At 70.6% G+C, this 14,649-nt stretch carries 14 protein-coding genes; 5 read left to right on the top strand and 9 right to left on the bottom strand.

Translation table 11 applies throughout. The features are described from left to right. Nucleotides 1-142: 142 nt before the first annotated feature. Nucleotides 143-1,327, top strand: a complete 1,185-nt coding sequence (locus tag ACVN90_RS11725) for an aminotransferase class I/II-fold pyridoxal phosphate-dependent enzyme (protein ID WP_475098428.1) — start codon at nucleotides 143-145, stop codon at nucleotides 1,325-1,327. Between the two features lie 26 nt (nucleotides 1,328-1,353). Here the strand turns inward: ACVN90_RS11725 and ACVN90_RS11720 are convergent, their stop codons facing one another. Further along, nucleotides 1,354-2,106 carry an EI24 domain-containing protein gene (locus ACVN90_RS11720; protein ID WP_475098427.1) on the bottom strand — a complete coding sequence of 251 codons (753 nt, stop codon included), beginning with the start codon at nucleotides 2,104-2,106 and terminating at the stop codon, nucleotides 1,354-1,356. Between the two features lie 234 nt (nucleotides 2,107-2,340). Here ACVN90_RS11720 and ACVN90_RS11715 point away from each other — a divergent pair, with 234 nt between their 5' ends. The 3 genes from ACVN90_RS11715 (at nucleotide 2,341) to ACVN90_RS11705 (ending at nucleotide 3,904) form a co-directional block, all read left to right on the top strand. Further along, nucleotides 2,341-3,180, top strand: a complete 840-nt coding sequence (locus tag ACVN90_RS11715; protein ID WP_475098426.1) for a DNA-formamidopyrimidine glycosylase family protein — start codon at nucleotides 2,341-2,343, stop codon at nucleotides 3,178-3,180. A 63-nt stretch (nucleotides 3,181-3,243) separates the two neighbouring features. Then, entirely contained in the window at nucleotides 3,244-3,366 is a 123-nt protein-coding gene (locus tag ACVN90_RS11710) for a hypothetical protein (protein WP_263046473.1), read from the top strand. A gap of 34 nt (nucleotides 3,367-3,400) precedes the next feature. Next, nucleotides 3,401-3,904 (top strand): hypothetical protein, encoded by a 504-nt coding sequence (locus ACVN90_RS11705; RefSeq protein WP_475098425.1) that lies wholly within the window; start codon nucleotides 3,401-3,403, stop codon nucleotides 3,902-3,904. On the opposite strand, the gene ACVN90_RS11700 is transcribed toward ACVN90_RS11705, so the two are convergent. From ACVN90_RS11700 to ACVN90_RS11690, 3 genes are all read right to left on the bottom strand, one after another. Next, on the bottom strand, nucleotides 3,891-4,493 hold the full coding sequence (locus ACVN90_RS11700) for a carboxymuconolactone decarboxylase family protein (protein WP_475098424.1): 603 nt from the start codon (nucleotides 4,491-4,493) through the stop codon (nucleotides 3,891-3,893). The genes ACVN90_RS11705 and ACVN90_RS11700 overlap by 14 nt on opposite strands. 91 nt (nucleotides 4,494-4,584) lie before the next feature. Next, nucleotides 4,585-6,114: a DHA2 family efflux MFS transporter permease subunit gene (locus ACVN90_RS11695; protein ID WP_475098423.1), complete on the bottom strand. Its 1,530-nt coding sequence runs from the start codon at nucleotides 6,112-6,114 to the stop codon at nucleotides 4,585-4,587. 131 nt (nucleotides 6,115-6,245) lie between these two features. Further along, a complete protein-coding gene (locus ACVN90_RS11690) occupies nucleotides 6,246-6,455 on the bottom strand; it encodes a hypothetical protein (protein ID WP_475098422.1) in 210 nt (69 codons plus the stop codon). A 47-nt stretch (nucleotides 6,456-6,502) separates the two neighbouring features. Here ACVN90_RS11690 and ACVN90_RS11685 point away from each other — a divergent pair, with 47 nt between their 5' ends. Continuing rightward, nucleotides 6,503-8,515 carry an ABC transporter ATP-binding protein gene (locus ACVN90_RS11685; protein WP_475102108.1) on the top strand — a complete coding sequence of 671 codons (2,013 nt, stop codon included), beginning with the start codon at nucleotides 6,503-6,505 and terminating at the stop codon, nucleotides 8,513-8,515. 27 nt (nucleotides 8,516-8,542) lie between these two features. Here ACVN90_RS11685 and ACVN90_RS11680 read toward each other — a convergent pair whose 3' ends face one another. The 5 genes from ACVN90_RS11680 to nadA all read right to left on the bottom strand — a co-directional run bounded on the left by ACVN90_RS11680 (nucleotide 8,543) and on the right by nadA (nucleotide 14,635). After that, nucleotides 8,543-9,496 (bottom strand): glycosyltransferase family 2 protein, encoded by a 954-nt coding sequence (locus tag ACVN90_RS11680; protein WP_475098421.1) that lies wholly within the window; start codon nucleotides 9,494-9,496, stop codon nucleotides 8,543-8,545. A 74-nt stretch (nucleotides 9,497-9,570) separates the two neighbouring features. After that, nucleotides 9,571-10,725, bottom strand: coding sequence for a cysteine desulfurase family protein (locus ACVN90_RS11675; protein WP_475102107.1), 1,155 nt, complete (start codon nucleotides 10,723-10,725; stop codon nucleotides 9,571-9,573). Nucleotides 10,726-10,749: 24 nt separating this feature from the next. After that, complete coding sequence (gene nadC, locus ACVN90_RS11670) at nucleotides 10,750-11,607, bottom strand: carboxylating nicotinate-nucleotide diphosphorylase (RefSeq protein ID WP_475098420.1); 858 nt, start codon at nucleotides 11,605-11,607, stop codon at nucleotides 10,750-10,752. Then, a complete protein-coding gene (nadB, locus tag ACVN90_RS11665; RefSeq protein ID WP_475098419.1) occupies nucleotides 11,601-13,286 on the bottom strand; it encodes an L-aspartate oxidase in 1,686 nt (561 codons plus the stop codon). Before nadB ends, nadC begins: the two co-directional genes overlap by 7 nt. Next, nucleotides 13,283-14,635 (bottom strand): quinolinate synthase NadA, encoded by a 1,353-nt coding sequence (nadA, locus tag ACVN90_RS11660; protein ID WP_475098418.1) that lies wholly within the window; start codon nucleotides 14,633-14,635, stop codon nucleotides 13,283-13,285. Before nadA ends, nadB begins: the two co-directional genes overlap by 4 nt. Nucleotides 14,636-14,649 lie beyond the last annotated feature (14 nt).

Genomic DNA, 14,649 nt, shown 5'->3' with positions numbered 1-14,649 from the left:
CGTCCCGCCCGGGCGACGGTAGCATCCGGCAGTTGGGGAACAACTGTGCATGGGCGTGACGCGAGGGGTGATTGACGCGTCACGCGCCAGTTGGGATCCTGGGCGGGATCACGGATCGGCACTGGGGCGAGAGGTGACTGCCATGGCGATGTCGACACGGGCGCAGGCGGCGAAGGCGGCGGTGGATGTCGTCGCGTCGTACTTCTCGCGCATGCAGGTCGTCGCGTCCGACCCGGATGCGCTGGTCTTCGCGTTCGGCAACCCGCACGAGATGGCCCTGCCCGGACTGCCGGCCGCGATCCGGCTGCACGCGGAGCCGCAGTCCGTCGACTGGTACGCGTACAAGAGCAGCGAGCGATCGGCGCAGGAGGTCGTGGCCGCTGCGCTGTCCGGAGAGCTGGGACTCGATTTCGATCCTGACGACATCGCCATGACGCAGGGCGCCTTCGGTGCGATGTCGCTCGCGTTCGCACTGCTGGCCGACGCGGGCGACGAGGTCGTGATCCCGGTGCCAGGGTGGTTCTGCTATCCGCCGATGCTGCGCGCCGCGGATCTCGTCCCGGTCGGCGTGGAGCTCGCCCCGGGGACGTTCGACCTCGACATCGACGCGATCGCCCGCGCGATCACGCCTCGCACGAGGATCGTCGTCGTCAACTCGCCTGCCAACCCGACCGGTCGCGTCTATCCGCGGTCGACATGGGAGGCGCTCGCTGCCGTGCTCGACGAGGCGTCGCGCGCGCAGGGCCGCCGCATCTGGCTGCTGTCGGACGAGCCGTACCGCCGCATCCGCTTCGATGGGGTCGAGTTCACGAGCCCCGCCGGGTTCTACCCGTGGACGGTGATCGACTACAGCTACGGCAAGGTCCTGCTCGCGCCTGGCGCGCGTCTCGGCTATCTCGCGCTGTCGCCGCTCATCCCGGCGACGGAACGGGAGGAGCTTCGTGCCGCGCTCTTCCCCCTCGGGCTGGCGATCGGCTGGGGATTCCCCGACGCGGTCATGCAGTATTCGGTGCCCGAGCTCGAGAATCTCTCGATCGACATGGCTGAATTGGCGCGCAAGCGCGACCGCATGTACGGCGCGCTCACGGATGCCGGCTACGAGCTCACCCGGCCGGAGGGCACCTTCTACCTGTGGGGCAAGGCGCCGGGTGGCGACGCCCAGGTGTTCTGCGACGCCCTTGAGGAGCGGGGCGTGTACGTCATGCCGGGCTCCCTGTTCGAGCAGCCGCATCACTTCCGGATCTCGCTGACGGCGACCATGTCCATGATCGACCGGGCGATCCCGCACCTCATCGAGGTCGCGGCGGAAGGCGACAAGACCGAGTGACGGATGCTGCGACGCAGGCCCTCACCTCACGCCCGAGCCTCTGCGTTCGGCGGGGCAGGATCGATCAGCGATCGAGCGAGCAGCGTGGCTCCCGCCACGGCCGCCGGCATCGTCGCGACCGCACCGAGCGGCACCAGGAAGCAGAGTTGCGTCGCGACGCCGAATCCCAGGACGCGGGCGCGACGGTGGCGCAGGAGCTCTTTGCGCGCGTGCCTCGTCAGACCGCGCGCGGTCAGCGCGCGTGAGCTCAGCTCGTCGGCGATCAGCCACCCGGTGAAGAGCACCGCGAAGACGGTGCTCATCACCCCGCCGACGACCGGGACCAGGCCGATCAGCGCGGCCACCACGGCGACGCCGACACCGCGGGCGATGAGCGAAAGACCGTCCGCGACGGAGCGCCAGAACCCGTAGTCGTCGTCGAACGCCGGGGAACCGGCATCCGTCTCCACCGCCCTCCAGATCCGCTCGTAGAACGGCTCGCCCACGAGCAGTGTGAGCGCCGTGAACGAGACGGCCACGAGCACCAGGGCGGCGCCGAGGAGCGCCGTGCCCACAGCGATCCGGAACACCGCGGCCCACACGCCCGGCCAGCCGTCGGCGAACGGCGTCATCGCCTCGGTGAGCGCCGGGAGCGAGACGCTCAGTGCGACGAGCCCGCCGAGGAACAGCAGACCGACGATCGCGGCGGGAACGAGGCCGAGCGCCATGAGTCCGGGTCGATGCCGCCATTGCGCGAAGCCGCGGCCGAGCAGACCGACCCCTCCGATGAACTCCCGCACCCGATCACCCTAGGACGCCTGGGCTGCGGGTTGCGCAGGCAGATCACGCGCCCGGCGTCAACCCCCTCTGCGCGGCGTCCTCCGGCGAGGATCGGGTCGAGCCGCGACGCACTCGACGAGATCGCTCTGCGCCTCGGGTTCGACGGAAGCCGGACCATCTGAGTGCGCTATCGAACGACGCCCGCGCACGCGTGATCTCGACCGCGTGTCGGGGCCTGGTGGCAGTATGGGGCCATGCCTGAGTCGCCGGAGGTCGAGGCTCTCGCGCGGTTCCTCGCTGAAGAGGCATCCGGCCGAGAGATCCGCGGAGTCGATGTGCTCGAATTCCGCACCGTCAAGACGCGTGCCGCACCTCCGGCGAGCATCTCCGGGCGCACGATCACCGGCGCGAGGCGCCATGGCAAGCACGTGGAGCTCGTACTCGACGAGTCGAGCCTCGTGGTGTCGCTCGGTCGTCACGGATGGATGCGGTGGCTCGACGCCGCACCGGATGCTGAGTCCGTGGTCCTCGCCGACGAGGCACCGCCCGCTCTCGCGACCTTCGAGCTGTCGGGCGACCGCGGCCTGGAGGTGACGGATGCCGGAAGCTGGGTGTCGCTCGGGCTGTTCGTCGTCGGCGACGCGAACGAGGTACCGGCGATCTCGAAGCTCGGGCCCGATCCCGCCGACCCCGCATTCACGCGCGACCAGTTCGATGCCGCGCTCGGCCGGCGACGCAAGCAGATCAAGGCCATCCTGCAGGAGCAGGACTCGCTTGCGGGCATCGGCAACGCCTACTCCGATGAGATCCTGCACCTCGCCAAGGTGTCGCCGGTGACCCACGCGTCCGCGCTCGACGAGGGCGAGGTGGATCGGGTGTTCGACGCCACGGTTCTGACCGTGCGGGAGGCGATCGATGCCCGGCTCGGAGTGCCCATCGACCAGCTGAAGGCCCGCAAGGTGGCCGCGATGCGCGTGCACGGACGCACGGGCGAGGCCTGCCCGGTGTGCGGGGACACCATCCGCGACCTGACGTTCTCGGGGACGTCCGCGCAGTACTGCCCCACCTGTCAGAACGGGGGCGTGCCGCTGTGAGCGGCGGCCCGTCCGCAGGCTCAGGCGGCCGAGGTCGCCGTTTCCGTGGGTAGCATGGTCGCTATGACGACTTCGCCGCAGCCCGCCCCGATCACCCTCGCTCCCGTCTCCGACGAGAAGAACCTCCTCACGGTGGTCGAATCCGCCGGGTCGTGCTGCGGCGGCGGCAGCTGCAGCATCGACTGAACCGCCCTTCCGTTCGCACCACGACGCGCCGGCGATGACCGACGAACAGCTTCACATCACGCCGCGGGTGGGCCGCATCCTCATGTCGGAGGAGGCGATCTACGGGCTGATCCTCGTGTCCGGCATGATCGTGGTCTCCGCGCGAGGCACCTCGTGGGAGGCGTTCGTCACTGTCGCCGTCACGGTGATCGTCTTCTTCGCGGCCCACGTGTTCGCCGGCACTCTCGGTCGCCTGGCCGCCACCGACGGTCATGCCGGGCTCCGTGCCAGCCTTCGCGCAGCGGCGCGTCAATCGGGCGGCATGCTCCTGGCCTCTGTGCCGCCGCTCATCATCCTGCTGCTCGGCGCGACGCGAGTCATGGAAGATTCCACTGCGCTCTGGGTGGCGCTCATCGCCAACACCGTGATGCTCGGCGCATTGGGCTGGATCGCCGTCGCGCGCTGGAGCACACACTGGCTTCCGCGCATACTGAGCGCTCTCATCACCGCCGCTTTCGGGGGAGTGCTCATCCTCCTGAAAGCCCTCATCCACCACTGATGTCGCCGCGGGCGGCCTGCGCCGGCGCGAGCAGCGCCGCGACCAGTGCGGGGCTGAGCCCGGGCACGTCGTCCACCGGTACCGCGAGGGCCAGCAGTGCGCGGCTGAAGTAGTTGCGCACGGCTGCGGCGAGGGTGATGTCCACGATCTGCCGATCGGTGAACCCGACGTCACGCAGCCGCTGGCTGTCGGCATCGGTCATAGCCGCGGCATCCGTCGAGAGCTTCTCGGAGTAGGCGACCACCGCGAGATCCGTCTCGTCGAGGTCGGCGTCCGCCCCGTCGCGCGCGAGCCGGGCGAGCTGGTCCTCATCGAGGAGTCCCGCCCGCAGGCTCCTTCGGCCGTGGGCGAGGAGGCAGTGGTCCGACCCGATCGCGCGCGCGGCGCCGAGGGTCGCGAGCTCGTAGGTTCGCAGGCCGATCGACGGAACGATGGTCCGGATCAGCGCCTCGAAGGCCTGGTGGGCCTCGGGGTTGATCGCCATCGCGCGCGTGTGCCCGAAGACGAAGCCGTCTCCGCGGAGGTCGCTGTCGTACATCTCGGCGATGTGGCCGGTCGCGACGTCGGGGTCCGGAGTGCTCACGATCATGGTGCTGCCTTCCCATCGGGCGTCGGGCGCATCCAGAATCGCGGAAGCCCCACCCCTTGTCGAGGGGTGGGGCTTCCGTGTGATACCTCGGTCAGTGACCGGCGGGCGCGCCCATCGGGGCGTCAGCCGGCTTGCGGATGAGGAATGCGCCGACCAGCAGCGGCAACGAGAGGATCGCGGCGGTGAGGAACGCGGCGTGGGTCCCGGCGGCGCCTGCCGCGACCTCGTCGGCACCCGACGCCGTCGCGCCGGCACTCGCCGAAGCCATCACGCCGAACATGAGCGCGATACCGGCGGCGCCCGCGACCTGCTGTGCGGTGCCGACGACCGCCGAGCCGTACGAGTAGAACTTCGGCTCGAGCGACGCGAGGGATGCGGTGAAGAGGGGCGTGAACGACAGAGCCAGGCCGAGGGAGAGGATCGTCTGCGTCACGGCGACCAGCCACACCGGCGTCTCGGTGCCGAAAGTCGTGTAGAACCACAGCATCGCGCTCGTGATCACGGCGCCAGGGACCAGCAGCACTGTCGTGCCCCAGCGGTCGTAGATGCGGCCGATGATCGGACCGGCGACACCCATGGCGAGGGCGCCGGGCAGCACGACGAGACCCGTCGTGAGCGGATCAACACCGAGGACGTCTTGCAGGTAGAGCGGGACGACCGTGATCGCGCCGAAGAACGCCATCGACATGATCACCATCTGCCCCATCGACAGCGAGAAGTTGGCGCTGCGGAACACCCGCAGGTCGAGCAGCGCGTCGTCCTTGCGCTGCAGCACGATCTGGCGCCAGCCGAACAGGCCGAGTGCCACGATGCCGACCGCCAGCGACACGATGAGCGTCGTGGTCGACGCGGCGGCGGCTGCCGCGGCCTCCGCCCCGCCGCCGTGCCCGCCGGCACCCAGCTGGCTCAGACCGAAGACCAGACCACCGAAGCCGAGGGCCGACAGGATGACGGAGAGCACGTCGATCGGGGCGTGGGTCGTCTCACCGAGGTTGTGGATCCAGCGCGCGCCGACGACGAGCGCCACGATCGCGATCGGCAGGACGATGCCGAAGATCCAGCGCCACTCGAAATTGTTGAGGATGGCGCCCGCGAGGGTCGGGCCGATCGCCGGGGCGAGTGAGATCACGATGCTGACGCGGCCCATCATGCGGCCACGGATGGCCGCCGGGACCACCGTCATGAGGGTCGTCATGAGCAGCGGCATCATGATGGCGGTGCCGGACGCCTGCACGACGCGTGCGACCAGCAGCATGGGGAACCCGGGCGACAGGAACGCGATGAGCGTTCCCGCGGAGAAGAGGCTCATCGCGGCGACGAACATCGTGCGGGTCGTGAAGCGGCGCAGCAGGAAGCCCGTGATCGGGATGATCACGGCCATCGTCAGCATGAACGCGGTGGTCAGCCACTGCGCGGCGAGCGCGGTGATGCCGAGATCGGTGATGAGGTGCGGGATCGCCACGCCCATCGTCGTCTCGTTGAGGATCGCGACGAAGGCGGCTGCGAGGAGCAGCCAGATGACGCGGCTTTCTTCGGGGCGCAGCTTGGGCGCCGCACCGGCGGCGCTGCGCGCAACAGCGGGAATGCTGCCGGTTCCGGGTGTCGTTTCGATGGCGGCCATGGGTCTCCTCGAGGCTCGGATGGACAGCGATGTGCCACCCGAGGATGGCAAGCCCTCAAGATAACCACAGGTTCCGACATCCCATTCCCACTTCGAGGGAAGGGATGCCGGCGATCAGGCGATCCGCCGGGTCAGCTGTCGGAGCCCCCGGAATCCGCGTCGTCCCACGTCTCGGAGCCGATCGCGTCGGTCGGCTCGGCCTCGGGCTCGCGCTCCTCGAGGGTCTTCGGGAGCGGGTTCACGATCTCCTCGTGCGGGATCGCCTGGAGGGCGTCGATCTCCTCGCGGAGCTCCGCGAGGTCGCTGCCGTCGTGTTCGGGGAGGTCGGGCGTCGAGGTCATGCCCCGAGCCTAGCGTCGGCGGCGCTCATTAGGCTGGCCACGTGAGCATGCGCGGCGGTGGTGGCGGGGGAGGACACCCCGGCTTCCGGCCGGTCGACACCGAGGCGCAGCGGCGCGCCAACGCCGAGGCGCCCGAGATCCCGAACCTCGGGCGTCGGGTGGTCGCTCTCTTCCGGCCCTACAAGTGGTCGATCCTCATCACCGGCGTGCTCGTCGTCGTCGGCGCGGGCATCGCCGTCGTCCCGCCGCTCTTGGTGCAGCGCGTGTTCGACGACGCACTGTTCCCCGTCGACGGCTCCCCGCCCGACCTCTCGCTGCTCTGGAAGCTCGTGCTCGCGATGATCGCGCTCTTCCTGCTGTCGGCGGCGGTCGGGGTGGTGCAGACGTGGCTCACCTCCACCGTCGGCAATCGCGTCACGGGTGACCTGCGGGTGAAGCTCTTCGACCACCTGCAGGCGATGGAGCTCGGCTTCTTCACGCGCACCAAGACCGGCGTCATCCAATCGCGCCTCCAGAACGACGTGGGCGGCGTCTCGGGCGTACTCACGAACACCGTGACCAGCATCCTCGGCAACACCGTCACCGTCGTGGCATCGCTCGTCGCGATGATCCTCATCGACTGGCGGCTCACGATCATCGCCGTCGTGCTCATGCCGTTCCTCATCCTGGTGCAGCGCCGGGTCGGTCAGGTCCGGGCGCGGATCGCCGGCGAGACGCAGGAGTCGCTGTCGGAGCTGACCGCCATCACCCAGGAGACCCTGAGCGTCTCGGGCATCCTGCTGTCGAAGTCGTTCAACCGCCAGCGCACGGAGTCGACGCGCTACGCCGACGAGAACGTCAACCAGGTGCGCCTCCAGGTGCGGCGCGCCATGAGCGGCCAGGGCTTCTTCGCCGTGGTGCAGGTGATCATGGCGAGCGTCCCCGCGATCATCTACCTCGTGTCGGGCTACCTCATCGGAGGCGGCACCGATGCCATCACCGCGGGCACGATCGTCGCGTTCACCACGGTGCAGGCGCGACTCCTCATGCCTCTCATGGGGCTCATGCGCGTCTCGCTCGACCTCCAGACGTCGTCGGCGCTGTTCGCCCGCATCTTCGAGTACCTCGATCTCGTGCCGGCCATCCGCGACGCCCCCGACGCGATCGACGTCGCCGACGCCCCCGGACCGCTCGGGCGCATCGAGTTCCGCGATGTGGAGTTCCGATATCCGGATGCCGCAGCCGACGCCCGCGCGACGCTCGAGAGCGTCTCGTTCACGGCCGAGCCCGGCCAGCACGTCGCGTTCGTCGGGCCCTCCGGCGCGGGCAAGACGACAGTGCTGTACCTGACGCCGCGCCTGTACGAGGCATCCGGCGGCTCCGTCCTCTTCGCCGGTGAAGACGTACGGCGCCTCACGCAGGAGTCGATCATCGACAACGTGGGCATCGTCTCGCAGGAGACGTACCTCTTCCATGCCACGATCCGCGAGAATCTGCGGTACGCGAAGCCGGAGGCGACGGACGCCGAGGTCGAAGCCGCCTGCCGCGCGGCGAACATCCATCACGTGATCGAGCGCTTCGAGAAGGGCTACGACACCGTCGTCGGTGAGCGCGGCTACCGGCTGTCGGGCGGTGAGAAGCAGCGCATCGCGATCGCGCGCGTGCTCCTCAAGGACCCTCCCGTCCTGCTCCTCGACGAGGCGACGTCGGCCCTCGACACCGTGTCTGAGCGGGTCGTGCAGGAGGCGCTGGATGCCGCGGCCCGCGGCCGCACGACGCTGTCGATCGCGCACCGCCTGTCGACGGTGATCGCGGCCGACGTCATCCATGTCGTCGAGGCGGGGCAGATCGTCGAGTCGGGCACCCACGCCTCGCTGCTGGCGGAGGGCGGGCTGTACGCCGAGCTCGCGGCGCAGCAGCTCGCGACCACCCGGATCCTCGAGGCCGAGGACTCCGAGCCGCCCGCCGACCACCCCGATCGCCGGGCCGACACCGCGCCCGACGCGCCCGTCGTCACCTCGGAAGAGGTGCTCGCGGCTGGTCGCGGCAGCGTCGGCGACCCGGAGTGGCGCGAGGACTGAGTTCTCTCGCCCGACGGCGCGAGGTGCTCACCAGAGGCGTGCGGCAGCGAGCGCCGTGGCGGCGGGGTCCGACAGCACGGCCCCGTCACTGCGCGACCACAGCGTGCGCGCGAACGCGCCGAGCTCGCGCCGGTAGGCGTCGTCGACGTGGTCGCGGGCGAGGTCCACGAGCGGCGGCAGGTCCATCGCGAGGATGAGACGGACACGGGATGCTGCGGCCCGCGGCTGGCCCGCAGCATCCAGCACCGCGATGCCCCCGGTGAGGGCCTCGAGGTAGTCGCGCAGCACGGGGAGCTCGCCCTTGTGCTGCGTGATGGAGGAGCCGTCGGCGCGTTCGCGCCATTCCACGACGACGTCGGGGATGACGTCGAACGCGCGGGCGCGCGTGTACATCTGCTGCGCGACGATCTGGTCCTCGTACGCCTTGCCGACCGGAAACCGCAGGCCGGTGCGCCGCCACAGGTCTGTGCGGCTCACCTTCGACCACGCGACGATGTTGCCGGATGCCTCGGGATGCTCTTCGAGCGTGGTGCCGACGCGCGCCGGGTCGGTTGCGGCCGCGACCCACGGCTGCACGCTGCCGGCTTCGTATCCGCCGGCGCTGTCGGGGCGCAGCCGCACGTAGGCACCGAGCGAGAAGTCGCTGCCGCTGGCGGCCACCGTGCCCACGAGGCGTTCGAGCGCGGTCGGCGTGAGGCGGTCGTCGGCGTCGAGGAACCCGACGAACGGGGTGCGGACGAGGTCGAGCGCGGAGTTGCGCGCCGCCCCGAGCCCGCTCTGCTCGCGGTGATGCACGACCTGGAACCGCTCGTCGGCGGCGGCCGCGGCGTCGAAGAGCGCACCGGTCGCGTCGGTCGAGGCGTCGTCCACGAGGATCGCGACCCAGTCGTCGCGCGTCTGCGCGCGCAGGGAGTCGATCGCCTCGGCGGCGTAGAGGGCCACGTCGTAGCCAGGGACGATGACGGTCACGGCGGGGGGCACGTCCCGATCCTACGGTCGCTGCGAAGGTCCGGGATCCGCGCGCGGCAGGTGTGACGTCGCGTCTCGCCCGCGACTCAGCGACCCGCCTCGGACACCGCGGAGACGGATGCCTCGACCGCGTCGGCGACGGCATCCAGCGGCGCGTTCAGCCAGCGAGGAAGGGTGAAGCGCACCGCGGTCTGCGCGAAGGCTGGGGCGATGCCCATCGCGAGCAGCACGTGGGAGGGCTCGTCGCTGCCCGCGGCGCACGCCGAACCGCTGGACGACACGACGCCGCGACGCTCGAGCTCCAGGAGCACGGCCTCCCCGCTCGTCCCGGCGAACGTGAAGCTCGCGGTCCCCGGGAGGCGGTGCACGGGGTCGCCCGTGAGACGCGCGGACGGGACCCGCTCGAGCACGCGGGCGATGAAACCGTCGCGGATGGCCGACACGCGAGCGGATGCCTCGACCCGCTCCGCCTCGGCCAGCTCCAGGGCCGTGGCGAACCCGACGGCGCCGGCCACGTCCTCGGTGCCGCTGCGGCGGCCGCGCTCCTGCCCGCCGCCGTGCAGCAGGGGCTCGAGCGGGATGCGACCGCGGACGCCGAGCACGCCCGTGCCTTTCGGCGCGCCCAGCTTGTGTCCGGCGAGCGAGATCGCGTCGTACCCCAGCTCGGCGGCAGACAGCGACAGCCAGCCCGCGGCCTGCACGCCGTCGAGGTGGAGCGGGATCCGCCGTTCGCGGGCGACGGCGGCCGAGGCCGCGGCATCCTGAACCGTCCCGACCTCGTTGTTCGCGTACCCGATGCTCACGAGCACCGTGTCGTCGCGAAGACTTTCGGCGACGGCATCCGTCGACACACGTGCGTGCTCGTCCACGGGCACGCGCGTTGCGGCGAACCCGTGTACGCGTTCGAGGTAGTCGACCGACTCGAGCACCGACTCGTGCTCGATCGGCGTCGTCACGACGTGCGCGCGCCGGTCGTCGCGGCGCAGCGCCGCGGCGATCGCGATGCCCTTGATCGCGAGGTTGTTCGCCTCGGTGCCCCCGGAGGTGAAGACGATGTCGCCGGCGCGGAGGCCGAGCACGCGCGCCACGCGCGCACGGGCGTCGGCGAGGGCATCCGCCGCCGCCTCGCCCACGGTGTGGTGGCTCGAGGCGTTGCCGTACCAGCGGGTGAGGTACGGCATCATCGCCTCGAGCACCTCGGGTCGCACCGGTGTGGTCGCGGCGTTGTCGAGGTACAGCATGCTCATCGGGTGCTCCCTGGCGAGTCAGGCGGTGTCGATCCGCACGTCGAGCCCGAGGTCGAGGGCACGTGCCGAGTGCGTGAGAGCGCCCACCGAGATCACGTCGACGCCGGTCTCGGCGATCGCGCGCGCGGTGTCGAGGTTGACACCGCCGGACGCCTCCACCGTCGCGCGGCCCGCCACCTGGGCGACCCCTGCGCGGAGGTCGTCGAGCGAGAAGTTGTCGAGCATGATCGTGCCGATTCCGGCGGCGAGCACCGGTTCGATCTGGTCGAGCCGGTCGACCTCGACCTCGATGTGCGTGGTGTGGGGGAGGAGATCTTTCGCGACGAGAAGAGCCGCCGTGGGCGAGACGCCCTTCTGCGCGAGCACCGCGAGGTGGTTGTCCTTCGCCATGACGGCGTCCGACAGCGAGTGGCGGTGATTGCGGCCGCCGCCGTCGCGCACGGCCTTGCGCTCGAAGGCACGGAGGCCGGGTGTCGTCTTGCGTGTGTCGGCGATGCGCGTGCCGGTGTGCGCGACCTCGGCGACATACGTGCCGGTGAGGGTCGCGATGCCCGACATCCGCTGCACGAAGTTGAGGCCGATCCGCTCGGCTGTGAGCACTCCGCGCGCCGGTCCGGTCACGACCGCGAGCACCGCACCGGGCTCGAACCACTCGCCGTCCTCCACGACGAGTTCGACGTCGATCGAGGGATCGGTGAGCCGGAATGCCGCCTCGAAGACCTCGCCGCCCGAGAACACGCCGCGCTCGCGCGCGACGAGGTCAGCGCGGGCCACCGCGTTCTCGGGGATCAGCGCCTCGCTGGTGAGGTCGCCCCACGGCGCGTCCTCTTCGAGGGCGGCGGCGACGGCGCGGTCGATCACGGCGCGGGTCAGCATGCGACGGGCTCCTTCGAGAGGTCGGCGGCGTGGGTGCGCGGGGCGGTGGTGTCGACGTTGCGCGGTTCGGCGGGCGGAACGGCTGCCTCGGCGGGCGTGCCGTCCGAGCGGAAGTGGGCGCCTACCGACTCCCGCCGGACGAGCGCTGCGGCGACGAGGTGCGCGGCCACGAGCAGCAGGTTCTCGTCCTCGAAGTCGTGCTCGGTCACGGGAGTGCGCGGCTGCGCGCGCCAGATCGCGATGACGGATGCTGCATGCTCGAGGCCCGCTTCATCCCGCACGAGTCCGGCGTCATCCCAGAGCAGCTCCTGCAGCGCCGGCCGCGAGAACACCGGCGCCTTTTTCATCGGGGTGGTTCTGTGTGCGTTCGTCACCTGTGTACGCAAGACGGCGGATTCCGCGTGCATATGTGACGAACGAACGAGGGTGACGGGCCAGGATCCGGATGCTGCGTCCTCGACGATCACGTCACCCGCTCGTGCGCCGAACACGGCGCCCTCGAGCAGCGAGTTCGACGCGAGGCGGTTCGCGCCGTGCACGCCGGTGCGCGCGACCTCGCCGACCGCGTACAGGCCGGGCAGGGTGGTGCGGCCGAAGAGGTCCGTGGTGACGCCACCCATCAGGTAGTGAGCGGCCGGCGTCACCGGGATCGGCTCGCGCGCCCAGTCGAGACCGCGCTCGCGCACCGCGCGGTCGATCGTGGGGAAGCGGTGGGCGAGGAAGGCCGCGCGCTCGGCGGCGTCTTCCGAGTGGATGTGCGTTGCGTCGAGGAACACAGGCCGCCCGTCCTGGCGCTCCATCTGCCGCGCGATCGCGCGGGCGACAACGTCGCGAGGAGCCAATTCTCCGTCGGGGTGCGCGTCGAACGCGAACCGGCGGCCGTGCTCGTCGATCAGCGTCGCACCCTCTCCCCGTACCGCCTCCGACACGAGGAAGGAGTCACCGATGCCGATGATCGTCGGGTGGAACTGGAAGAACTCGAGGTCGCGCACGTCTGCTCCGGCCCGGATGGCCGCGGCGATCCCATCGCCCGTCGCCACCTCGGGGTTGGTCGAGTGTGCATAGAGTTCACCCGCGCCCCCGGTCGCGAGTACGACCGCGTCGGTCTCGATGATCTCGCGGCGGCCGGCCGCAGCATCCGTCTCTCCGACCAGCAGCTCCACCCCGGTGACGCGGCCGTCCGTGACGACGAGGTCGACGAGGAATGCGTGCTCGATCACCGCGACGTCGCTCGCGCGGAGGCGGGCGACCAGCGCCTTCTCGATCGCGGTGCCGGTCGCGTCGCCGCCCGCGTGGAGGATGCGAGGGTACGAGTGCGCGGCCTCGAGGCCCTTCACGAACCCGCCGGTGTCGTCGCGGTCGAACGCGACGCCGAGCGCGATGAGCTCGCGGATCCGTGCAGGTCCTTCGTCGACGAGCACCTGGACCGCCTTCGGATCGCCGAGTCCCGCGCCGGCCACCAGCGTGTCGCGCACGTGGTCGTCGGCACGGTCGTCGTCGAACATGACGCCGGCGATGCCGCCCTGCGCGAAGCGGGTGTTGGCGTGCTCGAGCACGTCCTTGGTCACGAGCGTCACGCGGGAACCATGCTCGACGGCGTGCAGCGCGGTGAGAAGCCCCGCGATGCCCGAGCCGACGACGACGGCACCCAGCCCGCCTTCGGTCTCGTGCACCGTCATGAGGCGTTCTCCCACGCGGCCGCGGGCGCCGCCGGGGGCTTGGCAGCCAGCATCCGCTCCAGTGCCACACGGGCCGGAGCCGCGACCGAGTCCGGAACGGTGATGCGGTTGCGCACGTCGCGGTCGACGAGTCCCTCGAGCACCCATGCGAGGTATCCGGGGTGGATCCGGTACATCGTCGAGCAGGGGCAGACGACCGGGTCGAGGCAGAAGATCGTGTGCTGCGGGTGGTCGGCGGCGAGGCGCTGCACCAGGTTCACCTCGGTGCCGATCGCGAACGTCGTGGGCTCGGTCGCGGCTTCGATCGCCTTTCGGATGTAGTCCGTCGAGCCCGCCTCGTCGGCGGCGTCGACGACCTCCATCGGGCACTCGGGGTGCACGATCACCCGCACGCCCGGGTGCTCGGCGCGCGCCTTGTCGATCTGGTCGACCGAGAAGCGGCGGTGCACCGAGCAGAAGCCGTGCCACAGGATGACGCGGGCGTCGTCGAGCGTGCCGGCGTCGGAGCCCCCGAGGGGCTTGCGCGGATTCCACATCGGCATCTGCTCGAGCGGCACGCCCATCGCCTTCGCGGTGTTGCGTCCGAGGTGCTGGTCGGGGAAGAACAGCACGCGGCGTCCGCGCTGGAACGCCCATTCCAGCACCGTCCGCGCGTTGGACGACGTGCACACGATGCCGCCGTGGCGTCCGACGAACCCCTTGATCGCGGCAGAGGAGTTCATGTACGTCACGGGGATGACGGGCACCAGGTCGTCAGCATCCGTCTCGTCCATATCGCCGTAGATCTCGGCGAGCTGCTCCCAGCACTCCTCGACCTGGTCGATGTCGGCCATGTCGGCCATCGAACAGCCGGCGGCGAGGTTCGGGAGGATCACGGCCTGCTCGGGACGCGACAGCAGGTCGGCGGTCTCGGCCATGAAGTGCACACCGCAGAACACGATGGCCTCGGCGTCCGGGTGCTCGAGAGCCGCGTTCGCGAGCTGGAACGAGTCGCCCACGTAGTCGGCGTGGACCACGACCTCCTCGCGCTGGTAGAAGTGCCCGAGCACGACGACACGGTCGCCCAGGATCGCCTTCGCGGCGCGGATGCGCTCGTCGAGCTCGGCCTCGGATGCCTCGCGATACTCGCGGGGCAGCTCGCCCTGGCGCGGTGAGCCCGTGGGGATGACGTCCCCCATCGACGAGCCGGGACCGTAGCCGGGGCGCGTGTCGAAGTCCCACGGGCCGGCGGCGAGGTCGGTGTTGCAGGTCTCGCCTTGCAGCACACCCGCGACGATCGCCTGGATCTCGTGGTCGACCGAGGGGTCGAGTTCGGGCCGGGGCTGGAGGGTGATGTTCACGGCAGGCATGTCGGGTGCTCCGT

This window comes from Microbacterium sp. F01 (assembly GCF_056156365.1).
The sequence above is the reverse complement of the archived record's forward strand: the minus strand, read 5'-3'. Positions and strand labels throughout refer to the sequence as shown.